We start from the raw sequence: 22137 nt of genomic DNA on the forward strand, positions 1-22137 counted from the left end.
TCGTCCAATAAAAACAAAACCATTCTCACTATAGCAGATGACTGGTTTATTCGCAATAACACGGGACTTGTGGTATCTTGATGAAGGAGAAAAACGACGATACAAGGAAGGTTTGCTGATGAAAACTCACAGCGTGCTGCTCATATGCTATTATTTTCCGCCCATTGGCGGCGGAGGGGTGCCGCGGCCGTTAAAAATGGCGAAATACCTCGGAGAGTTCGGCTGGAATGTACATGTGCTGACAGTCGATCCCGTTTACCATGCGACATTGGACCCGTCCCTGCTGGCTCAACTTCCGGATGATGTGAAGATTCATCGGGCGAAGGAGTTGCAGATCTTGCCGCGAAGAGGCGGGGGAGCTTCTGCGGGACAGAAAGGTGCAGCAAAGGCGGCTGCGAGCACGGAACCGGCGGTGGTTCGAACCAGTCTGAAGAGCAAACTAAGGCAAGGCATTGTACAAATGTTGAAACAAGTAAAACCGTACCTGTTGATCCCTGACGACCAGATTTTGTGGCTCCCGCAGGCACTCAAGCTGGGCCGTGAGATTATGCGCCGGGAAAAAATAGACGCGATATTTTCGACGTCGGGCCCGGTGACCAATCATTTGATTGCCCAGAGGCTGGCCGAGGAGTTTGGATGCAAGTGGGTCGCCGATTTCCGCGATCCGTGGACACAAAATATGCATACCTCGGGAATCGCCTGGAGAGAGCGCCTGGAAGAGCGGATGGAAGAGAAGGTTATGGCAAGGGCGGATGCGATTACAACTGTGACAGCGACATTTGCCCAAAACTTCAAGGCAAAGCATGGACACCGTATACGGCGGATGGAGCTCATCTATAACGGGTTTGACCAGGCCGATTTTGAGGGATTGGTTCCACAGCATACCGTACCAGGGAAGTTTCATGCCGTTTATGCGGGCATTTTGTACCAGAAGCGAAATCCGCGCCTTTTGCTGAAAGCGATCCACGAGCTGATTGAGGAAGGGCAGGTTGACCGAAAAGACCTTTTGCTCAGTTTTGCCGGCGTATTCGACTATCCGGGTTATTCGGAAAATCGGGATTGCGTGGAAGCGTTGGGCCTCGGCGATATTGTCCGGGTATTGGGGAATCTGCCGCATAAAGAGGCGCTTGGTCTCATGAAAGGGGCGGACGCCCTTTTGCTCATCGGCGATGTCTCGCCCGATGCCGGAGCGTACATCCCGGGCAAGCTGTATGAATACATGGGAATCGGCAAGTCGATCCTGGCTCTGAACAAAGCCGGAGAAGCTACCGGAATCATCGAAACGTTCCACTTGGGACAAGTTGCCGACCCGGAGGACAAGGATGCGATGAAACAGGCATACCTCAAGCTGTATCAGGCATGGAAGGAACAAGGTGAGATCGATGCGGCTGACCGTGGCGTGGAGTTTGCCGAACGGGTCAAGCCTTACGAGAGACGCGAGCAAGCACGTCAACTGGCGCAGTTAATGAGTGAGCTGCTGGCCAAGTGACAAACAAGGATAGGATAAGACAAAATAAAATGACAGCCCCGTCCGACAACCTGGCGGGGCTGTACATCTTAAGAATTGACCGTTGCAGGGAAATCGTGGTATGTATGTTGTGCGTCCTTTGCTTTGTGCAGGGAGCGGTTACGGGAGAGTGAGTGAAAACGAGCATATGATGGCAATTCAAGCATTAAGGGCTTATAACTTTTTCTATTTTTCGCTGTTGTCCATATTTATATCGTTTCTGCCGGTATATCTCGCATTTCGCGGCGTAAGTCCTGCGCAAATCGGAATATTGATCGGCATGGGATCGTTCATCGGAATATTGTCGCAACCATTTTGGGGCATGGTCAGCGACAGGCGCAAGACGATAAAAAGGGTGATCCTCGTAACGCTGGGCTTGTCTCTCGTCGTGGGATTCACCCTGCTCCAGTCTTCACAGCTGTGGCTGCTGTTTGTTTTGGTGGGAGCGATGTATTTCTTTATGCTTCCGACCGATCCGCTGACGGAGAGCTTGAATTACCGCGTAGCTGAGCAGCACGGCATCCACTTTGGATCGGTCAGGACCTTCGGCGCGATCGGGTATGCCTCTGCCTCGCTGATCATCGGTTTTACCGTGGACAGAATCGGGATGGAGAACCTTTTTTGGGTATACGCCGCGTATGGAGGGCTTGCCTATCTCCTGTGTCTCGTTGTTCCCGATGCACCTGTCAGCGGCAAGCGGCTTTCAGTGGCCGATCTTCGCCGGTTTCTCACCTATCCGGCGACTCTGCGCTTCTTTCTCCTGGTCCTGCTTGCGGCCATTCCTCATCGTACGAATGACAGCTTTCTCGGCGTATATGTACAGAGCTTGGGCGGAAATACGGGCATGGTAGGCTTGGCCTGGTTTGTGGCAGCGATCAGCGAGGTGGCCTTCTTCGCGCTGAGTCCGCGCCTGCTGCGAAACGGAAACGAGATCAAGATGATCACTCTGGCATCGGCCATCTACGCCATCCGGTATTTTCTTTGTGCAGCTTTCTCAGGCCCGATGCTGGTGGTGTTTCTCCAGCTTATGCAAGGGATCACATTTGTCATTTTTTACACCGCCAGCATTCAGTACTTGTACCGGATTATCCCGGAGGAATGGAAGGCGACAGGACAGACGGTGCTTGCCGTTATTTTCTTCGGCATTTCCGGCATCATCGGGTCGTTTGGAGGCGGCTGGGTCTTTCAGCATTGGGGCGGAGCTGCGCTGTATCAGGTGATGGCGGTTTGCTCGGTGTTGGGTTGCTTGTATAGCGTGATGCTTTGGAAGAGACAACCGAGCGAGGGCACCCAATAGCTATGGGGCTGTGGGCAAAAATGATGATCCGAAAGAGCGAGTGCAGTCATTCTCATCGGTGCAGAAATAAATAGAGAGGCCGTGGCCCAAGCAGATATCTGCCTGGCCGCGGCCTCTTCCTTTAAGATGAAACGCTGATTTTCTTCCCGTGCGTTAATAGAGCAAGTACTTCTCGACTTCTTCTGGATCCTTAATTTCGATTCCAGAGTCATTGTATTTGAACATCTGGAAGAAGATTTGCTGGTCCATCGTGCCGCCTTCGGGCATCGGCAGGATGATCCAGGTTTCGTACTGATGGAGCAGGCGGTCATCCTTGCCGATCCAGAACGTCGTTTTAATGGTTGATTCCTTCAAAATATAGTCCAGGTCGGGCCGATCTCCCAACTGCTTTTTCAAAGACTCAAAGAGCGGACTGTTGCTCTTTTCCAGCCACTCAGCTCCGGTTATCTTCAGCTGGAAGGGTACGCAGACGGTTCCGTACACCTTGTCGTCATTGAGCTGCACGGCTTGATCCAGGAACGGGAGCCAGTCGTCAAAGCCTTTGAGTACATCAAACTCGAGAGGCGTCTCCCGCGCCGTCATCCAGGCGTCTTTGACGCGAACATAGTTCTTGTCTCCGATGCGGTAGTACTGGTAGTCCTGACGGGCGATCCGGGCGTCCACGTTGTAACCGTCAGGGTTGCGGACAGCGCCGTTAAACATGCTGGTTGTCGTGCGGGCCATGATGTAGTTGATCACGTGTCCCTTGTACCAATATTTCTGTGCATTCGGATCGGTTTTTCCTTTTTCCAGCGCTGTCTGAAGCCATTCAGTCGCAGATTCCGTCTGTGCGGGAGTACTGTCCGTAGCCCCGTAATTGGTCAGCGCGAACGACTTTGGACCCGACTCATAGGTGCAGCCTGTCAACAGCGAAGCGGAAACGAGAGCAGACAGAGCAAGCAGCGCGGTGGTCCGTTTACGCATGGCGAACCCTCCTTACGATCCCGTATCCAATCAATCCGATGAACAAGAGACTGACGAGCGGAACGACTGGTACATTGTGGCGTTTGAATACGAGAATGCGGTGCTGGTCATAGATGGAAGCAACGATCTCGTTCGATTGGTCACCGTCGATGTCGCCGATTTGAATGTTGAGCAGAGGCATGTAAATGCGCCAGTTATGCTCCAATCCTTCCGGTGTATAGGTATAACCGGACAGATAGCGGGTCTTGTTCATGCTGACCCAGCTTTTCGCTTGAGCGATGAGCTCCGGTTGGTCTTCATTGCCCACTTTGGCATAGTTGGTAAAGCTGAAGCTTTCGTCGCCTTCCTGACTCGACCACAAAACGTCCCATTTTCCATCAGGCATCGCTTTCAGGATGTAAGACGGCTTGTTGCCGATCAGCAATTCATCCGCACCGTCATTGTCCACATCGGCCGGAATGAATCGGGCAGTCGCCAGTGCAGTCTCCTTGCGAGTCAATGTGTATGCTTCGACAGTCGTACCATCCGGCTCTACAGCCAATACACTCATGTGTTCGCCCATGATCATGAGACCCTCGCGTCCGTCCGGCAGCTTCATCGTGTCGAGAATTCTCGTTGCTTTCGTCGTAGCGGCAAAAGGCTTGCCTTCGTACGTACCGCTCAGCAAACCCTCACGGATGCTGAGATCCTTGAACTTCGTTCCCAAAGAGAGTCTGCCATCCATATTGCCGTTATTTTCGGCCAGCTTGTCCCCGATGTTTTGCAGGTCCAGCAAGAGGGCACGATACGGGGCGGTGCCGATCTGCAGCATGCCTTCCGCAAAGGATTGACGCTGAACATTTGGCACCAGCTGGTCATCTTTCATCGTATAGTACGGGAATCCCGGAAAATCTGATGGCAGTTTTTCTTTAACAGCTGTCAATGTTTCGGCCGGAATCTGATCATTTGGCATCCGAACCAGCTTGCCGTCCTGCCACTTCATCACGTACAGAGAGAGCGGCTCAGCCTGCAGGTGAAGCAGTTTGTCAGCCAGCGCCTTTTTCTCTTCCTCTGTCTCCGGTTTCGGCGCTTCTTCATCCGGGAGAGGAAGCTCATCGGCATTGCCGTACGTAATAATTTCCTGCTTGCCGTCGCCGTCTACGTCATGAAGGGCGATCGGGAAATAATCGACCCAGCTTCCGTTGTACAGGCGATCAGACTCGTATTTCACCGTAAAGTGACTGAGTGCGTACAGGTTATCGCGATAAAACGTCGTGTTTGCAATGACGGCGATCAGCACGAGTGCGCCGACGGCTTTCCAGCTCAGGCGTCCGTACCACTTCGCCAAAGCGGCAACCACGATGATCGCAACGGCGCCGCCAACGATGACTGCGACCATCGATTTGACATCAAGCTGGGTCAATGACCGATCCAGGAGCAGAAAGCCCAGCGAAAAGACGACAATCTGCCTGCGCTCGTCCGGATGCGGCAAATAGTAGCAGAGGGCGAGCAGCGGCAACAATATAACCAATGCGATCCAGGACAAGTCGAGGAACGCCGGCTTCACCAAAATATGATAGATCAGGAACAGGGCGATGGCGTACAAGGCCCAGTTCACTGCAGACAAAGCTCCATTTCGTTTCATGGGCGTAAGCTCACCACCTTTTCTCGTTCGTTTGATCGGCGTACAGCGCTACCAGGAAGCCGCCAAACAGCCAGAAGTAGAGTGACATGAACGGCACTTCGAAAATATTCTCCACGGTATTGTGGAGTACGACTGCGACAAGGCCTCCGAACAGTCCCAGGACCATGAAAAACTCAGGCTTGTTGACCAGGGAGCGGACCACGCGAGCCGCGTAGCGGAGGATCATGACGATCAGGCCGATCAGCATGCCGACCCCGATCAGGCCAAGCTCCGCAATGCTCTTGAACAAATAGCTGTCCGTGTAAATCGTTCCGAAGTGACGTGACCCGACGGCACCGCCATGGTGACCCAGACCGACGCCAAACAATGGTTCCAGCCTCATTTTGTCGTAGGCATCAACCCAACGCTTGAGTCGTCCGGCCTGTGCACTAGCTTCCATGTACTCCGGAGTAAACAGCGTGAAAATCCGGTTTTTGATCGTTCCGACGAGCGGTACGGATTCAGGCACCACGAAATAGAGAGCGAGAACTCCGACGATTCCGGCAAGGACCAGATAGCCAGCCCAGCGCTTCTTCCAAATGTAAAAGCAGGCAAACAGCGCGGCGGCCAGAGCGATCCACGCACCCCGCGATCCGGTCAGGACCAGCGCCAAAAGCGAAGACAGGGCGACGACGATCCAGAGCAGCCGTTCTTTTCCATTATCTACATACAGGGCAAGTCCGACAGAAATAGGTGCGATCAAGGCCATGTAACTGCCGAGAACGTTCGGGCTGGTGACGAATGAAAAGGCCCGGGTTGTGGTCGACTCGCCCTCCTGGACCCAGCCCATCGGCGTTTCCACACCCAATATCACCTGGGCGATCCCGTACAAACCTGTGATAAAACCGATCAGCGACAAAACCTTCAGCATATTGGCCATCTGCTGTCTGTCCGCCAGCAGATAAAAACCAATGAAAAAGGCGATCATGTACTGATAGACGGCGCGAAAGCCCTCGACACTCGCATCCCAGTTGGTCATATCGGTTACCATCAGGGCGATGCCAAAGACGATGAACGCGATAAACGGGTGCTTGATGGATGGCAGCTTGCGTGCGCCTTTGAAATAGGCGGCAAACGCAAACAGCAGGAGGACGATCAGTAGCCCCTCATCCCATAGCGATGATACGACAGGTATCGGCAAGAACTTGCGCAAGACGTAATCGATAAGGGGATAGGCCATAAGCAAAGACAACCACGTAATAGGGCGGCTCCCCCACTTCAACACAGTCTCTCTCATTTGTTTTTAAATCCTCCTACATTGGATTAACTCATCCATTATAATGAATTGACGTTCGTTGTCGCAAGGCGGCGGGGAAAGAGATTGGTAGGATTGAGAGAAATGCGATATGATAGCAGGTGTATTTGCCTGTTGCAGATGTATTTGGTCGCAGAGATGGGAGAATCGATTTTATGAGTTTGCTAAAAACAGCCTCGATGATTATCGTGCTGACATTGGTCGGCAGGCTTCTGGGCTTCTTTCGCAGCATTTACGTAAACAGCCTGTATGGAACGGATAAACTTACCGACGCCTTCAACACGGCGGCAACGATTCCGCTTGCCTTGTTTCTGGTCATACCTGGCGCGATTAACGCCGTACTCATCCCGACGATGCGGGGGATGCTGGAAAAAGAGGAGCGAACCGGTGAGCTTTACCACAAAATGCTGACGATTGTACTCGTCGTATTCACGCTGATCGCGGTGCTCGGCATTTTGTTTGCGGAGCCGATCGCGATGCTGCTGGGAACAAAAGGCGACACCCTGGCGCTCACGGCGGAAATGCTTCGCTGGATGTGGCCGTCGGCGATCTTTATCGGGCTGACGGGATTGTGGTCCAGCGTAAGCAACGCACACCAGCATTTTTTTACGCCGACGGTTTCCGCCGTAGCGAACGGAGCCGTGGTGATCGTGGGGATGTACTTGCTGGTGCCGCATTACGGCCCGGTAGGCCTTGCAATCGCGACGACACTCGGTTATCTCGCTGCCATGCTGCCGATGCTCGTCACGCTTAAGCAATTTGATTACAGTCACCGGCTCGCCTTTCACTGGAGAGAAGACCGCGCTTTGCGGGACATGGGCGAGCGCGTCATTCCGATCCTGATCGGGGCCGTTGTGGCCCAGGCGACTACGTTCCTGGAAAGAGGCTTTGCCAACGGCCTGGAAGGGGGCAAGCTCAGTGCGCTTGCCAACGCCAATCAGCTCGTCCAAATGCCGATGGCGATTTTCGTCGGCGCTTTTACACTGCCGCTGTTTCCGCTGCTTGCAAGCTTTGTGAAGCGGGGGGAGATGGACCAGATGAAAAGCACCCTGCAGAAGGGGCTGGCCTACCTGCTCATCCTGCTTTTGCCCGTCAGCGTCGGCTTTATTGTCTACGCCGAGCCGATTATCAGGCTGGCCTTTGAGAGAGGCGCTTTTGACGAGCGTTCCGTCATGCTGACGGCCTGGGCGCTCCCTTTCTACGGATTGGCTCTGTACGGACTGGCTGCCCGGGACCTGATCACGAGGGCGTTCTACGCTTTGGAAAATACGCGGACACCAGTGCTCATCGGCGTGGTCGGGATCGGCGTGTACGCCGTCGCCAACTACTTGCTGATTCCTGTGCTGGATCACGGAGGAATTGCCCTGGGAACGGCCATTTCCGCATTCAGCCAAGCGATTTTGCTGTTCATTTTGTTGTGGCGCAGGATCGGCGTTCTGGTACAGAAAAGCTTCCTGCTGACTGTCTTGAAAACGCTGGCTGGCTGCGTGGTCATGGCAGCAGTCTTGATCGGTGTGGACCCCTGGCTGTCAGCTATGCCGCTCTGGCTCTACATGCTGACAGGAATTGGCGGCGCTGTAGTCGTGTACTTTGCCGTCCTGACCATCCTGAGGGAGCCGCTCGTCTCGGAGTTGCTGCAGAAGGTCTTGAAAAGGCGGTCTACTCCGGCCGGGGGGACACAGTAAGCGGGCATTCCCGGATGGCGTATCTGGTTTTGCCAGACGGCGTTGGAGGGATGTGCTTCACGTATTCTAATCGGATACTGGCGTCACCCAAGGCAGAGCGTATGCCTTGGAGAACTTTTTCTTCGTCATCAGCCCGAAACCGCTCAGGGTGCTTGACCAGACGGAGCGTCAATCGGTCAGGCTCGTGCTGGACGAGCTGAAACGTCCGGAAGCTCTCCATATTGCGGATGATGTGATTGATAAAATGGCCGTGGACAAAGGAGCCCCGCATGGAAACGAACATATCGTCGACCCGGCCGTCGATTTCCTGAAGCACAGGATAATTGATGCCGCATGTGCAATTCTGTGACGAGAGTGCGAGCATATCGCCCAGTTGATAGCGCAGGCGCGGGCATTACGCGATTGTGCAGGTCGGTCACCAGCAGCACGCCGATTTCCCCGACGGGCAAAGGCTCTCCGGCAACAGGGTCGACGACTTCCAGATAGCAGTTTTCGCTGAACGCATGCATGCTGCCAGCCGGACACTGGTAGGCGATGATCCCGCCGTCTCTCGCGCCGTATTCATTGACGACGGGAGCTTCAAATGCTTCTGTGATCACTGCGCGCTGGTGATCATGCAGCGTTTCTGCGGTAGAGACGACCGCCTTGAGGGGAAACCCCAGCCTGAGCCCGGCTTGCAGCATGAGTTCGGCGAACAAGGCAAGAGCGGAAGCGTAACCGTAAAGGTAGACGGGACGAAAGCGGCGGATTGTCCTCACATGCTCTTCGATTCGGGATTGGTCCAAATCGTAGGCGGGGATCATCAGCCTGTTTTTCAGCCAGCGCTCCTTTAGCTGGTAGCGGCGGGCGTCCTGGCGGTTCAGCTCGATCGGCGAGCCCCAGATCATCACGGAAGGGTCGCCGATCCGGATGCCGTACCATGACAATCCGAGCCAACGGGCAGCCTCGTAGCGTTCCACCGTAGGCCGGTCGAGGAAAAAACGGGTCGGCTCCCCGGTCGAGCCTCCTGTCCGGTTGGGGATCAGCTCACCCGGGTTGGCCCCTATCGTCAAATAACGGTCGGCCTGCTCCCGAAAACGGCTCTTCTCAAGCTGGGGTAGCCGCTGCAGGAATCGGGCTGGCTCCTCGCTATTCCCTGCCGCATGCCATTCCTCGGCAAACTCGGTATAGGCAGGGACGTGATGAACAGCGTGTTCCAGAAGCCGGCTCAGCTTGGCCGACTGGCGAGACTTTAGGTTTTCAACGGAGAGGGCTTGCGCCTCGCGCAGGTCATGCATATAGACACGTGTTCGATTTTGCTTGAAACGCTCCATTAGCGGCCATTGAACGTTTCGAATCAAAGAACCGGTCAGGGGCATAGGAAATCCTCCTTTTTCGGCAGATAATTCAAAGTTGTGCCTTGGTTTCTATTCCCTCAGTATTCCTGCCGAATTGGGACCCTATACCTGTTTGCCACTAGAGCCGATTGATAGTACGATAGAGAGTGGATTTCAACCTTTACCACGTTTGTACAAGGAGCTTCCCATGGTGAAAAATAGTTTTCTCGCCGGCGCCTTTATTTTGGCGATGGCGGGGATTTTGTCAAAAGTAATCGGCATGTTTTACCGCATCCCCTTGCAGGAGATCGTGGGAGACAACGGCCTCGGGCTTTATCAGGAGGTTTATCCGCTCTATTTGACCTTCCTGATCTTAGCCACCGCCGGCGTCCCTGTCGCTTTGTCCCGTGTGATCGCCGAAGCGCTGGCCGAGGGAAAGCAGGGGACGGTCAGCCAAATTCTCGCCCGCAGCATGGTGCTGATGGGCGGTATCGGTCTCGTCCTGTTTGCCATTTTGTACGTGAGCTCTCCGCTGATCGCCAGGATGATGGGGAATCCGCATCTGATCGAACCGATACGGGCGATTTCCCTCTCCCTGCTGTTCGTTCCGCTTATTGCGGTTCTTCGCGGGTTCTTTTACGGTCATCAAAAGATGATGTATGTAGGCCTGTCGCAGATCGTGGAGCAGTCGTTGCGGGTGGCGTTTATTTTGATCGCGTCCTTGTATCTGGTCTCCCTGGGGGAAGACACGGATACGGTGATTACCGGCGTCAATTTCGGCACGATGATCAGTACAATGCTCAGTCTTGTTTTTCTGGCGTTGCTTTTGTGGCTGCACAAGCGCAAGCAGCCGGGAACAATCGGCGGCGATTGGAAGCGGCTGGACTGGTGGTATGACCGGAAGTTCTTCCTGTCCATGTGGCGGATCGCCTGGCCGATCTGCATCAGCGCCCTGGTCATTCCGATCTTCAGCCTGGTAGACTCCTTTTTGGCGATCAATATTTTTCGCTACGTCTGGCAGGTAGACGGATTGACGGCTGATACCTGGTTCGGCATTTACAGCCGGGGCGGTCCGCTCCTGCAGCTCGCCAGCCTGTTCGGCTCGTCCATTGCCCTTTCGATTGTTCCTGCCATCGCAGAGGCGAAGCGTCAGGGAGACGAGGAACGCGTGCAAACCTTGACCAAGCTGTCGATGCGCTTCGCCTGGCTGATCGGTTTGCCCGCTGGTCTTGGGCTGACTGCGGTTGCCGAAGGCGCCAATCTCGCTCTGTACGGAGATGTGGAAGGGACGAAGGCGATGGCGATTCTCGGGGTCAGTGCGATCCCGCTCTCGCTCCTATTGGCGACCAATGGCATCCTGCAAGGCTTGGGCAAAGAAAAGCTGCCCGCGCTGAACCTCGTCTGGGGTGTGCTGATCAAAATCGCCGCGACGCTGTTGTTTACATCAATCATGGGAATGGAAGGCCTGTCCGTTTCCTGGCTGGTGGCTACGTCGATTGTGTGCCTGCTGAATATGCGGATCATCGCCCGCTACGTTCGGATGGAGATCAACTGGAAGATCGATGCGCTGTACCCGCTCTTGGTGTCCAATCTGATGCTGCTTTTGGCTTGGGGGACGACAGAGGCTGTCGGGTATTTGCTTCACTGGAAAGCGCGTCTTCTGGGGGCAGCAGAGACCGTGGCTGGTGTCGGCGTCGGGCTGATCGTCTACCTCGGACTTTTGCTCATTATTCCGCTCATTCACGAGAAGGAACTGGAATGGCTGCCGGGCGGCAACAAGCTCCGCATGCTGATGAACGCTCTGCGCAAGAAACAGTCCTCTTCTTCAGATGCGCGGTAGTCAAAAAGAAGGCTCTTATCCTCACGGGATAAGAGCCTTTGTTGGTACAATGAGTTTCGTTTTCACGAACACATGAGGGGCCAGCACTGTTTTCCTGTCTTTTAACCATTTCAGGCCGCAGACTCAGCGATCCTTTTTGACGACCGGAATCCAGATTTCGCTTTTAAACGTGGGAGAGGCAATGTCCTTATTTTCATTCCACAGCATTTCCGGGCCTTCCGCGAGTTCATAGCTTGCGGACGGAAACCATTCGGAATAAATGCGGCCCCAGATGCTTTGGAGGGTGTCTGGAAACGGTCCGACAGACTCGAATACAGCCCATGTGGATGCCGGTACCTCAAGCTGAGCCAGGTCATCGGGGCCGTCCAGCGTCGTTGCCGCGCCGATGTAATGATCGAGCTCCCCGTGTTCCCGCCGTCCTTCGGAAAAATTCGTCGATGCGCTAATCAGGCCCTTTGGCTCGACAGTTGAAAGCTGCTTCAATAGCTGGATCTTGCTTTCATCCAGAGCTTCCCACATGGAGGCAATTTCCGGATTCACCCCGTTGTAAATCAGGGGAACCCTTTTCTTGTACCCGACGATACGAAATGCCTCTTTTTCCACGATGCGATAATTCATACTGCTTCCTCCTTTGATTGAAATATGAAAGGTCATCGGAGGATACGCTTTGAGCGAATGGCCGCTGTTTCTCGCTTCTGACGGCGTTACGCCATGCAAGCTTTGAAAGGCTCTGGTAAACGAGTCAGGCGAGCTGTATCCGTATTTGATCGCCACATCGATGACCCTGACGTTTTTGTCTGTGAGCTCAAAAGCCGCCAAGGTAAGGCGCCGGCGTCGAATATATTCCGACAGTGTAACGCCCGCGATAAAAGCAAACATCCTCGTAAAATGGTACTGGGAGCAGCAGGCCAGCCGGGCGACTTCAGCGAAATCAATATCCTCCGTCAGATTTTCCTCAATATAACGGAGGGCAGCATTCATTTTATCAAGCCAATCCATCTTTCATGACCTCCCATGGCTTAGAGGATAGCAAAAGCTGCCGGAACCCATCCGACAATTCGTGCACAAGTTTGCAGGGGGCGAGACTAATAGGGTCAAGATGACAAACGCAAGGCCCCGTCTTATAAAAAAAGCACGCGAGAATATATCTCGCGTGTACGGGGGGAAATCCCTGCTTTTTCCACAATGTTGCCCAGCGCGGGACCTATCCCTGCTTTCTGTACACACAGACGACCATCTTGACGAAAAACTCCCGGAAAAGCGGCAGTTTCGCCAGACCCGCGGTCACTTCCCGCAGCGGTACTTCGCGCTGGTAGACAGCAGGGTGGGAGACGCCTTGCTGGATTCGCCGGAAGCGCTTGATCGTCATCTGATTGATGTAGGCGATCGTATCGCTGCCATCCGGCTTTTTGCCAAAGCGGAAAGAGATCCGGTCTTGTCCGTCCGGCAAATCGCGGACCAGCTGCTTGTATGCGTCGATCAGCGCTTGCTCGGAGAAAAAGGCATGGACCCAAGGAATGCCGATCGCATCGGACAAATGGGCACCGTAGGGATGATAGTAAGGAGGAAAATTGATGTACAGATGGCCGCCGGGCTTGAGTACGCGGAAGCACTCTTCCAGCGTGAGCTCGGGCCGGTCTACGTGCTCCATCGCATCGTTCATGATAATCGTGTCAAAGGTATTGTCTGCAAAAGGCAGCTCGGCGGAGTCGGCTGTCATGAAGCGTACGCGGTCATCCAGCCCTTTTTCGCGGGCAAAGGCATTGCCTTCTTCCGCGTAGTGGGGCACGATGTCGATACCGATCATTTCTTTTGGTCCAAAGGTACCGTAATAGCAGGTCTTTCCGCCACCGCCGCAGCCGATGTCCAGTACGGTTTTATCGCGGAACATCTGGTCCTGGGTATGGTAGTCGAGAAAAAATTGGATCGTCTGCTCCCCTTTTTGAAACTGCCATTCGGTGTAGCTCATCTGCCCGTCATTGGCGAGATTGAACGGATGGACGGGAAGAGGAAATAATTTATTTAGTGAAAGCAACAGCTGAGAGGATAGGGACACGGAAAGTCCTCCTTTCGTGCATTCGGAAAAGAGCCCCGCAAAGACTGAACGTCCCGGCAGGGCCCGAATATTTATGAACGTCGCAAAGCTTTGAGCACCAGCTCGCTGCTTTTGGAAGCTTCCTGGGCGAGTATCCGGGAATGCTCCCTGATGATTTCCCTTTCCCGGTCGAGCTGCGAAATGCGCTCCTCCAGCAGGGGCAGCAGGAAGGATTCATCCAGCTGGGTAATGTGTCCGGCGCTCGGCATGCCTGCGCGTTCCACAAATCGGTCGATTTTCGGGTCGTAGGAAATACCGGTAAACGGCGTTTGCAGCATGCAGGCCAGAATCAACGAGTGCAGGCGCATGCCGACGACATAGTCACACTGTTTCAGCACGGACATGATATCGTGAAAGGTGACAGACGCGTCCAGAAGCTGTGCGCCAGCGCTACGCATCATCCCGATAATTTCGCGCGAAGGGGCGAGATCACTGGGAAAATGCATGGGCAAAAACAGCACGTTCCATCCTTTTTCAACGAACATGTCGGAAGCGCGGGCGATGACCTGTTTAAAGGCTTGCTCCTGCTTCCAGTCACGAACCGAGATCGCGACCAGCGGCTTTGTCAGGTCGGGAAATAAACCGCGAAGCAGCTCTTGCCCCCGCTCGTCGGATACATCGCTTGGCGAGATTGTCATAGCTGGATCGGCCGTTACATATATCGGAGCTTTTGTCACCCCGCAGGCTTTGAAGTCGTCGCCCGACTCGTAGTCGCGAACCGTAATTACGTCGACGCGATTCACGACCCGTTTGATCAGGGTGCGGCTGATTCTCTTGAGGATCGGGCCAAACCCCTGGGCGTAAAAAACGACCGGCTTGCCCAGCATCTTGGCGATCGTCACGATGCCCAGATAGTAGAGAACGCTGCGGGGACTCGTGACGTCCTGCATCAGGGTTCCGCCACCCATCACCAGCATGTCGCTTTTCATCAACTCGCGCATGATGACAGGCAGGCTCCAGCGGTTGTACGCCGGGATACCAAACAGGGAGGTTGTCCGATCCGGCTGATTGGACAACACGGCCAGCGATATATTCGGTTGTTCCCGCCTGAGCGCGCTGATGATGCCGTACAGGACTACATCGTCTCCGGCATTGTTGAAACCGTAATACCCGGAGATGAGTATACGCGACATGGTGTGAACCTTCTTTCTATATCAAACGTACAGGAAAAACACATTCTCAAGTATAATCGAGTAAACAAGGGGAAGTAAAGCGGCCTTAGAACATATACAGAAAACCCATCGCAAACAGGCCGATCCCCAGGATAATCAAGCCTATCATCAAGACAAGCATCGTTTTGTTTTTCCGACGGCGGTAGAAAAATTCATCAAACATCTGAATACCTCCAGAGTGGATATGAGTCCATTATTGTATCATATCATTAAACTACCGTTTCTGGCTATTTGAAGAAGACAAGCGAAGCTGAAAAACGAGGAAGGAGCAAGCTTGAAAAAATGGAATCGACATGGCATAAGTACACCCTATTGGTAGACAGAGAAATGGAAGATTTGTTTGTGGGGGAGGTTTTGGAAAGTCCGTATACGCTTGGATGGGTTGAGCCGCAAATCGAGGTCTTGACCACGGAAAACGGGTATGATTACGCGGAAAACACCAATGGCCCGGTCATCGTCTATTTATTTGAACCGATTCAAGAGAGCGCGGCCGGACAAGTGGAGAAGCTCCAAGCCTATATCAGCCGTTGGGGAGAGGCCGTGCGACTTCAGCAGGTCGAACAGGTAGCCGAAGAAAACGATTCGTGGAAGGATGAATTCCGCGAGGTGCGCGTGGGAGACTGGTGGATTGCGCCGTCCTGGAATACGGCTGAAGAGGTGCTAAAAGCGGATCGCGTCCTTTGGATCGATCCGGGGGCAGCTTTTGGAACAGGCTATCACGGGACGACACAGGATATTTTGAGATTGCTGCAAAAATGGTCCCCGTCCGGCAAACGGGTACTGGACATCGGAGCAGGCTCGGGCATCCTTTCCCTTTTCTGTGTGAAAAACGGAGCCGAAATGCCGGTCTGGGCGGTGGATATCAACCAGCAGAGCGATTATCAGATTCGCGTCAACGCAGCAAACAATCAGCTTGGAGAACACGCCGTGAAAATCGTGATCGGTGATATCGCAGACCCTGGAGTAGAGGCGGAGCTGCCGGAAGAGGTAGATCTCATTTTGCTCAATATCGGCGGGGACGAGGACGTTTCCATCCTTCCTGTAGTGGACAGGCATCTCGCGCCTCGAGGGCATGTGATCCTCTCCGGGATCGTAGTATGGAACAGGGAAAAGGTCATTGCCGCCTATGAGCAGGCGGGCTATCGATGCATGGAAGAGTCGACCAGCGACGAGTGGGTGACTGTGATGATGGAGAAAATCGGTTAACAAACCGCCTGCGGCAAATATTCGTTCACGCTTGTAACAGGTCTGTGTCAAAATGGAGAAAGAAGGCCAGATCAACCGCAGTCGGCGGAGGAGGAGATGTCGGATGGATCAAGTAGTCATTGTGGCTGCCGGGCGTACACCTATCGGTACGTTTGGCGGTGCGCTGAAAGATGTAAGCGCTCGCAAGTTGGCGGAGACAGCCGTCAGAGGTGTCATCGACAAGGCAAGCATCGACCCGGCACTGATCAATGAAGTCATTTTCGGCAATTGTATCCAGCGCTCGGATGAGGCCAACATCGCCCGCGTGGCAGCCCTGGATGCCGGATTGGGAAAAGAAGTGACCGGATTTACGGTACAGCGCCAATGTGCGTCCGGGATGCAGGCAATCGCCAGTGGAGTGTCTCAAATCATGCTTGGCGAGGCGGAGGTCGTCATCGCAGGCGGAGTGGAGAGCATGAGCAACGCCCCGTATGTGCTGAAAAACGCCCGTTGGGGCAAGCGGCTGACACACGGAGAGATGACCGACTCCATGTGGGAGCTCCTGACCGACCCGCATCATGGCGTTTTAATGGGTGAAACAGTCGAGCGCCTGGTAGACCTTTACGGCATCACCCGGGAAGAGCAGGACGAAATCGCTCTGAGGAGCCAGCAGAACGCCATCCGCGCCATCGACGGGGGACTTTTTCAGGAGGAAATCATCCCTGTCCCGGTAAAAAAACGCGGGGAAACCGTACTCGTGGATACCGATGAGCATCCGAGACGAGAGGTGACGAGAGAAGGTCTGGCCAAGCTAAAGCCGAGCTTCCGTGAGAATGGTACGGTGACAGCGGGGAATGCATCAGGATTGAATGACGGTGCGTCCGCCGTGATCCTGATGAGTGAGCGCAGGGCAAGCGAAGCCGGACTTGCACCGCTCGGCCGCATCGTTTCCTATGCATGGGCCGGGGTGGAGCCGGATCTGATGGGTTATGGCCCTGTGCCAGCCGTCAAAAAAGCATTGGCGAAGGCAGGACTGACTCTGGCTGACATCGAGCTGATCGAGGTGAACGAAGCGTTTGCAGCACAGTATCTGGCAGTGGAAAAGCTGTTGGAGCTGCCGCGTACGATCACCAACGTAAACGGTAGCGGCATTTCCCTCGGTCATCCGGTCGGCTCCACAGGCTGCCGAATCGTTGTCACCCTCCTCCACGAGATGAAGCGCCGAGGGTCCAGGTACGGATTGGCTACCCTTTGCGTCGGTGGCGGCATGGGCATGGCGATGATTGTGGAAAGGCCATAAAAACAAGCGATTGCAGGTTTAAAAAACGAATCCCCTGTTAAAAATGGAAAGCAAGACCCCATCCAAGCGCCGCGAAGATGGGGTTTTTTCGTACACGACAGCCTGCTGGAGCCATGAACGGCCCAGTTTGCCATTTGCGTCGTTTGCAGCAGCTTTTGCCGCAACGCAATTTCCATCTAACCAATACGCGTCTGTCGACCGTTCGGGATACGTCAAAGGGGGTTCGCACATGATCACTTTCTTTTCCTTCATCCGCAAGCACGGGAAGAAGCTTCTCCGCTACACGGTGTTCAGCCTGGCAGTTTTTCTGATCGCTTCCGTCGGATACAGCGCTTATCAGTTCAAGCAAATGACCAGAGGGTGGTATGCGCCGCTGGACACAAAACCGGGAGTAACCGTCGAACGGCCTGCTTCCGCTGTTGCCCCGCTTGAATTGCTAGCCGGGACGAAGCCGCTGAAGCCATTTGTCCTGCTCGTGATGGGGATCGACAGCCGGGACGGTGAACGGGCAAGGTCGGACACGATGATGCTGGCTGCGATTCACCCTGAAAAGCAGCGGGTCTATTTATTGTCGATCCCGCGAGACAGCTACACGGAGCTGCCGGGAAAAGGCTACGACAAGCTGAACCATGCCATGGCGTACGGAGGCCCCAAGCTGGTCGTGCAATCTTTGGAAAAGTTTCTCGACGTCAAGATCGACCGCTACGTGACCATTGACTTTGACGGCTTTCGAAAAGTGGTGGATGAGCTGGGCGGCGTGCCGATCCAGGTGAAAAAGCGAATGAAGTATACCGACCCAAGCGATGATACCCATATCGACCTTATGCCCGGCCTGCAAACGTTAAACGGCGATCAGGCGCTGGATTACGCCCGCTACCGCAAAAACGATCTGGGCAAAGAGGACAGCGACTACGAACGCATCGCCAGGCAGCAGGAGATCGTTCAGGCATTGGCGGAAAAGGGTACGTCCGCAGAAGCGTTTGCCAAGGCATTTACCCTGATGGAAATACTCGGCGAGCATGTGAAAACCGATTTGACGGAGAAAGAGATTGCTTCCCTGCTGCTCTCATACAGCGACCCGACGCCAAACGCAATCCAATCGGATACGCTGACCGGCTCCGATGAGCGGATCTGGCACAACGGCGTGCTGGGCTGGTACCACCTCGTTCCCAAGCAGGAACGGCAGCGGGTCAAACAAGCAATCCTCTCCGGGCTCGCTCCCTGACCACTGCCTAGAAGGGCGCCTGTAAAATGGAGAGAGGAGATGTATCTGATCAGTACAGAGGATACATCTCTTGTTATTTTTTCCGAGAATATGGTTGCGTTCTGTAAATTTTGTTGGAAAATTACTTATCTTTGGAATAGAATGGAGGTGGAAGAGGTTATGAATGTGGATCGTACGGGAGAGGTAAGGTCAATATGGGACTGGAGGGAATGCCCATGTCTATTGCCAAGCCTTGGATTGCTAGTTACCCGCCCGAAACCGCACCGTCACTGGAATACCCCCGTGTTCCGCTGACGTATTTTCTGGAGCAGGCGGCAGCAGATTTTCCCGAGAGAAATGCCCTTTTTTTTATGGGGAAACGGATTGCCTACCGTGAGCTGTTGACGATGTCCTACCAGTTCGCCAACGCTTTGATCAAGCGAGGCGTCAAAAAAGGAGACAGGGTGGCCATCATGCTTCCCAATTGCCCGCAGGCCGTGATTTCCTATTACGGAGCCTTATTCGCGGGGGCCACTGTCGTCATGACCAACCCGCTGTACACCGAGCGGGAGCTGATTCACCAGCTGCATGATTCAGGTGCCGAGACGATCATTGCATTGGACCTGTTGTACAAGCGCGTCGCCGGCGTAAGACCTTCCACGCCTTTAAAACGTCTGATTATTACGAGTATTGGCGACTTTTTGCCGACAGTGAAAAGATGGATATACCCATTCGTACAGAAAAAACAAGGCCACAATCCGCAAATCACCTATGGAAGCGATGTTGAGGCTTTTCTTTCTGTGTTGAAAGAAAGCGCTGTCACGCCTGTCTCTCCTGATATCGACCCGGAGCATGATCTGGCTTTGCTGCAGTACACCGGGGGAACGACAGGAGTAGCCAAAGGCGTCATGCTGACCCACAAAAATTTGATCGCCAACACGATTCAGTGCCAAGCTGTTCTGTATAAAACCAAGCGGGGAACGGAACGCATTCTGGGAGCGCTTCCCCTGTTTCACGTGTACGGGATGACAACCGTGATGAATCAAGGAATTTCAATCGCGGCAGAACTGATTCTCGTGCCGAAATTCAACGTCAAGGAGATCCTGAGCCTGATCGACAAGAAGAAGCCGACCCTTTTCCCCGGCGCCCCGACGATGTATATCGGCTTGATCAATCACCCGGATTTGCCCAAATACGATTTGAAGTCGATCGAGGCATGCGTCAGCGGCTCCGCGGCTTTGCCGGTGGAGGTGCAGACCCGGTTCGAAGAGCTGACCGGAGGAAAGCTGGTGGAAGGCTACGGATTGACAGAGGCGTCCCCTGTCACGCATTCCAATCCGATCTGGGGAAAAAGGAGGAACGGCAGCATCGGTTTGCCGTGGCCGGACACGGACTGTCGAATTATCGACCCTGCTACGGGAGAGGAGCTGCCGCAGGGAGAGATTGGCGAGCTGGCCGTCAAAGGACCGCAAGTCATGACAGGCTATTGGAACAGACCGGAGGAAACAGCGGCTGTCCTGCGCGACGGCTGGCTGTTGACGGGCGATATGGCCTATATGGACGAGGGTGGGTATTTTTATATCGTCGATCGAAAAAAAGACATGATCATCGCGGGAGGATTCAACATTTATCCTCGCGAGGTGGAGGAAGTTTTGTTTGAGCACCCGGCGATACAGGAAGCGGCCGTCATCGGAGTGCCTGATCCTTACCGCGGGGAAACGGTGAAGGCTTTTGTCGTATTCAAAGAAGGACAGCAGGTTGCCGAAAGCGAGCTGGAACAGTACTGTCGCCAGCGCTTGGCTGCCTACAAAATACCCAGGCAATACGAGGTGCGTTCCGAACTGCCAAAAACGATCGTCGGCAAGGTTCTCCGCCGTCAACTCCAGGAGGAGGACAAAGCTCGGCGAGAGCAGCATGAACAGGAAAAAACAAGCTGACAGATTGGCGGTCTTCCGTGGAGGAAGGCCATTTCTTTTGGATTGACAGAATAGGGGAACTGTCATACACTAAATATGAATGAATAGTCATTCAGTTGCAATGACTTGTCTATCAATGTGGAGGGAATCATGGCGAAAAAAACGGGGGAAAAGTATCAAGCCATCATTGATGCGGCTGTTCGCGTCATCGCTCGGCAGGGCTATCACAACGCCCAGGTATCCAGAATTGCAAAAGAGGCGAAGGTAGCGGACGGAACGATCTACCTCTACTTTGAGAACAAGGATGACATCCTCATCTCGCTCTTCAACGAGAAGATGGGAGCATTTATCGAGGAAGGCCGAGGACGCCTGGCACAGGCAGAATCCATCGAACAAAAATTGTACATCCTTGTTCACACTCATCTGAGCCAATTATCGCGCGACCAGGAGCTGGCAAAAGTGACGCAGATCGAATTGCGTCAATCCAATCAGGAAATCAGCGAGGGCATCGGTGCGGTCATGAAGCAGTATTTCGACCTGATCGAAGAGTTGATCAGAGAAGGAATCGAAAAGGGTGTATTCCGTTCCGACCTCGATGTCCGGTTGGCTCGAAAAATGATTTTTGGCACGCTGGATGAAGTGACGACGTCCTGGGTCATGAAACAATGCAAGTACGACCTGCTTTCTCATGTCGATCCCATTCATAACCTCTTCCAATTTGGCTTGAAGGGCAAATGAGAAAGAAAACGCTTTTGTTGAGACAGTCCGTTTGTTACAATGGGAATAGCAAGACTGAGCGTTCGCTCAGATAGCAGCGCCCTTCATTTTTGGGAAAAGGAAGAGGGGGAGAGAGGATGTATTCTCATTGGAATGTCCATAAGGAAGACCGGATCGCGGTCGTTTCCGTGAACCGCCCGCCGGCCAACGCTCTCAGCCACGAGACGTTGAAGGAATTGGCAGCGCTCCTGGATGAACTGGAAAATGACGCGCTCGTAAAGGCGATTGTCGTTACCGGGGAAGGCCGCTTCTTTATCGCCGGCGCTGACATTAAAGAGTTTACCGAGCTTTCGCCGGCAGATGCGGAAGAAATGGCGAGGAGCGGCCAGAAGCTGTTTGACCGTCTGGAGAGCTTTCCCAAGCCGATTATAGCGGCCATCAACGGAGCCTGCCTCGGCGGCGGCCTCGAGCTGGCCATGGCTTGCCACATCAGACTGGCTGCTCCGGAAGCGAAGCTGGGTCTGCCGGAGCTGAACCTCGGACTCATCCCGGGCTACGGCGGCACGCAAAGACTGCCCCGGCTGGTGGGACGAGGAAAAGCGACACAGATGATCCTCACCTCGGAGATGATCGGCGGCGAAGAAGCGCTGCGGATCGGACTGGTGGAGGCTGTGTACCCGCTCGATGAACTGCTCGCAAAAGCAAAGGAACTGGCTGCGGTCATCGCCCAAAAGAGCTCCGTCACGATGAAGCTCGCTTTGAACGCGATTCATACAGGAATGACAGACGGTCCCGTTGCCGGTATCGAACAGGAGGCAAAGCTGTTTGGCCAAGCATTCGGGACAGAGGACATAAAAGAAGGAGTTGCCGCTTTTCTGGAAAAGCGAAAGCCGCAATTCGCCGATCGCTAGAACCTACATGGAAGGCACGGTAAAGGGATTCGTTGCCCAGCGTTTCCGGGGGGGGCACCAGGATGCAGCTCGCCGCAGTAGCATACGTGAGGCAGCAGCGTCACTATGAGG

The 22137-nt window shown here is 54.1% G+C and carries 17 protein-coding genes; 10 read left to right on the forward strand and 7 right to left on the reverse strand.

Features of this window, described 5'->3' with window-relative positions:
- Positions 1-118 precede the first annotated feature (118 nt).
- Together NSQ24_RS08480 and NSQ24_RS08485 are read left to right on the forward strand one after the other, a co-directional pair.
- The gene (locus NSQ24_RS08480; RefSeq protein ID WP_122958123.1) at positions 119-1489 is read left to right on the forward strand and encodes a glycosyltransferase family 4 protein; all 1371 of its coding nucleotides are present in this window, start codon (positions 119-121) and stop codon (positions 1487-1489) included.
- Positions 1490-1637: 148 nt separating this feature from the next.
- Positions 1638-2804: an MFS transporter gene (locus NSQ24_RS08485; RefSeq protein ID WP_227277575.1), complete on the forward strand. Its 1167-nt coding sequence runs from the start codon at positions 1638-1640 to the stop codon at positions 2802-2804.
- A gap of 153 nt (positions 2805-2957) precedes the next feature.
- On the opposite strand, the gene NSQ24_RS08490 is transcribed toward NSQ24_RS08485, so the two are convergent.
- The 3 genes from NSQ24_RS08490 to NSQ24_RS08500 are packed head-to-tail and all read right to left on the reverse strand — an operon-like array spanning position 2958 to position 6667.
- Positions 2958-3767, reverse strand: a complete 810-nt coding sequence (locus NSQ24_RS08490) for a hypothetical protein (protein WP_003387773.1) — start codon at positions 3765-3767, stop codon at positions 2958-2960.
- The gene (locus NSQ24_RS08495; protein ID WP_003387772.1) at positions 3760-5391 is read right to left on the reverse strand and encodes a hypothetical protein; all 1632 of its coding nucleotides are present in this window, start codon (positions 5389-5391) and stop codon (positions 3760-3762) included. The genes NSQ24_RS08490 and NSQ24_RS08495 overlap by 8 nt, the downstream gene beginning before the upstream one ends.
- Before the next feature lie 10 nt (positions 5392-5401).
- Positions 5402-6667: an O-antigen ligase family protein gene (locus NSQ24_RS08500; protein WP_003387771.1), complete on the reverse strand. Its 1266-nt coding sequence runs from the start codon at positions 6665-6667 to the stop codon at positions 5402-5404.
- 173 nt (positions 6668-6840) lie between these two features.
- Here NSQ24_RS08500 and murJ point away from each other — a divergent pair, with 173 nt between their 5' ends.
- Positions 6841-8370: a murein biosynthesis integral membrane protein MurJ gene (gene murJ / locus NSQ24_RS08505; RefSeq protein ID WP_003387770.1), complete on the forward strand. Its 1530-nt coding sequence runs from the start codon at positions 6841-6843 to the stop codon at positions 8368-8370.
- A 176-nt stretch (positions 8371-8546) separates the two neighbouring features.
- Here murJ and NSQ24_RS08510 read toward each other — a convergent pair whose 3' ends face one another.
- On the reverse strand, positions 8547-9728 hold the full coding sequence (locus tag NSQ24_RS08510; protein WP_339167629.1) for a phenylacetate--CoA ligase family protein: 1182 nt from the start codon (positions 9726-9728) through the stop codon (positions 8547-8549).
- A gap of 166 nt (positions 9729-9894) precedes the next feature.
- Between NSQ24_RS08510 and NSQ24_RS08515 the strand changes: the two genes are divergently transcribed.
- The gene (locus tag NSQ24_RS08515) at positions 9895-11526 is read left to right on the forward strand and encodes a polysaccharide biosynthesis protein (protein ID WP_339167631.1); all 1632 of its coding nucleotides are present in this window, start codon (positions 9895-9897) and stop codon (positions 11524-11526) included.
- A 123-nt stretch (positions 11527-11649) separates the two neighbouring features.
- On the opposite strand, the gene NSQ24_RS08520 is transcribed toward NSQ24_RS08515, so the two are convergent.
- The 3 genes from NSQ24_RS08520 to csaB form a co-directional block, all read right to left on the reverse strand.
- A complete protein-coding gene (locus NSQ24_RS08520) occupies positions 11650-12525 on the reverse strand; it encodes an AraC family transcriptional regulator (protein ID WP_031932320.1) in 876 nt (291 codons plus the stop codon).
- A gap of 205 nt (positions 12526-12730) precedes the next feature.
- Positions 12731-13582 carry a class I SAM-dependent methyltransferase gene (locus NSQ24_RS08525; protein ID WP_003387765.1) on the reverse strand — a complete coding sequence of 284 codons (852 nt, stop codon included), beginning with the start codon at positions 13580-13582 and terminating at the stop codon, positions 12731-12733.
- A gap of 71 nt (positions 13583-13653) precedes the next feature.
- A complete protein-coding gene (csaB, locus tag NSQ24_RS08530; RefSeq protein WP_003387764.1) occupies positions 13654-14754 on the reverse strand; it encodes a polysaccharide pyruvyl transferase CsaB in 1101 nt (366 codons plus the stop codon).
- 321 nt (positions 14755-15075) lie between these two features.
- On the opposite strand from csaB, the gene NSQ24_RS08535 reads away from it, so the two are divergent.
- The 6 genes from NSQ24_RS08535 (at position 15076) to NSQ24_RS08560 (ending at position 22026) form a co-directional block, all read left to right on the forward strand.
- Positions 15076-15999: a 50S ribosomal protein L11 methyltransferase gene (locus tag NSQ24_RS08535; protein WP_003387763.1), complete on the forward strand. Its 924-nt coding sequence runs from the start codon at positions 15076-15078 to the stop codon at positions 15997-15999.
- A 103-nt stretch (positions 16000-16102) separates the two neighbouring features.
- Positions 16103-17278 (forward strand): acetyl-CoA C-acetyltransferase, encoded by a 1176-nt coding sequence (locus NSQ24_RS08540; protein WP_024984379.1) that lies wholly within the window; start codon positions 16103-16105, stop codon positions 17276-17278.
- A 232-nt stretch (positions 17279-17510) separates the two neighbouring features.
- A complete protein-coding gene (locus tag NSQ24_RS08545; protein ID WP_024984377.1) occupies positions 17511-18503 on the forward strand; it encodes an LCP family protein in 993 nt (330 codons plus the stop codon).
- A gap of 215 nt (positions 18504-18718) precedes the next feature.
- Entirely contained in the window at positions 18719-20419 is a 1701-nt protein-coding gene (locus NSQ24_RS08550; protein WP_024984376.1) for an AMP-binding protein, read from the forward strand.
- 129 nt (positions 20420-20548) lie between these two features.
- On the forward strand, positions 20549-21136 hold the full coding sequence (locus NSQ24_RS08555; RefSeq protein WP_024984375.1) for a TetR/AcrR family transcriptional regulator: 588 nt from the start codon (positions 20549-20551) through the stop codon (positions 21134-21136).
- Between the two features lie 116 nt (positions 21137-21252).
- Positions 21253-22026, forward strand: a complete 774-nt coding sequence (locus NSQ24_RS08560; RefSeq protein WP_003387756.1) for an enoyl-CoA hydratase — start codon at positions 21253-21255, stop codon at positions 22024-22026.
- The last annotated feature ends 111 nt before the right edge of the window (positions 22027-22137 follow it).

It is taken from the genome of Brevibacillus sp. FSL L8-0520, from assembly GCF_037963895.1.
Taxonomy (GTDB): Bacteria; Bacillota; Bacilli; order Brevibacillales; family Brevibacillaceae; genus Brevibacillus; species Brevibacillus borstelensis.

Excerpts from the sequence above, each read along its gene's own strand:
- NSQ24_RS08550 (WP_024984376.1), top strand. The coding sequence starts at position 18,719 with ATGTCTATTGCCAAGCCTTGGATTGCTAGTTACCCGCCCGAAACCGCA.
- NSQ24_RS08510 (WP_339167629.1), bottom strand. The coding sequence starts at position 9,728 with ATGCCCCTGACCGGTTCTTTGATTCGAAACGTTCAATGGCCGCTAATG.
- NSQ24_RS08515 (WP_339167631.1), top strand. The coding sequence starts at position 9,895 with ATGGTGAAAAATAGTTTTCTCGCCGGCGCCTTTATTTTGGCGATGGCG.
- NSQ24_RS08540 (WP_024984379.1), top strand. The coding sequence starts at position 16,103 with ATGGATCAAGTAGTCATTGTGGCTGCCGGGCGTACACCTATCGGTACG.
- NSQ24_RS08520 (WP_031932320.1), bottom strand. The coding sequence starts at position 12,525 with ATGGATTGGCTTGATAAAATGAATGCTGCCCTCCGTTATATTGAGGAA.
- NSQ24_RS08535 (WP_003387763.1), top strand. The coding sequence starts at position 15,076 with ATGGAATCGACATGGCATAAGTACACCCTATTGGTAGACAGAGAAATG.
- murJ (WP_003387770.1), top strand. The coding sequence starts at position 6,841 with ATGAGTTTGCTAAAAACAGCCTCGATGATTATCGTGCTGACATTGGTC.
- csaB (WP_003387764.1), bottom strand. The coding sequence starts at position 14,754 with ATGTCGCGTATACTCATCTCCGGGTATTACGGTTTCAACAATGCCGGA.
- NSQ24_RS08555 (WP_024984375.1), top strand. The coding sequence starts at position 20,549 with ATGGCGAAAAAAACGGGGGAAAAGTATCAAGCCATCATTGATGCGGCT.
- NSQ24_RS08500 (WP_003387771.1), bottom strand. The coding sequence starts at position 6,667 with ATGAGAGAGACTGTGTTGAAGTGGGGGAGCCGCCCTATTACGTGGTTG.
- NSQ24_RS08560 (WP_003387756.1), top strand. The coding sequence starts at position 21,253 with ATGTATTCTCATTGGAATGTCCATAAGGAAGACCGGATCGCGGTCGTT.
- NSQ24_RS08480 (WP_122958123.1), top strand. The coding sequence starts at position 119 with ATGAAAACTCACAGCGTGCTGCTCATATGCTATTATTTTCCGCCCATT.
- NSQ24_RS08495 (WP_003387772.1), bottom strand. The coding sequence starts at position 5,391 with ATGAAACGAAATGGAGCTTTGTCTGCAGTGAACTGGGCCTTGTACGCC.
- NSQ24_RS08490 (WP_003387773.1), bottom strand. The coding sequence starts at position 3,767 with ATGCGTAAACGGACCACCGCGCTGCTTGCTCTGTCTGCTCTCGTTTCC.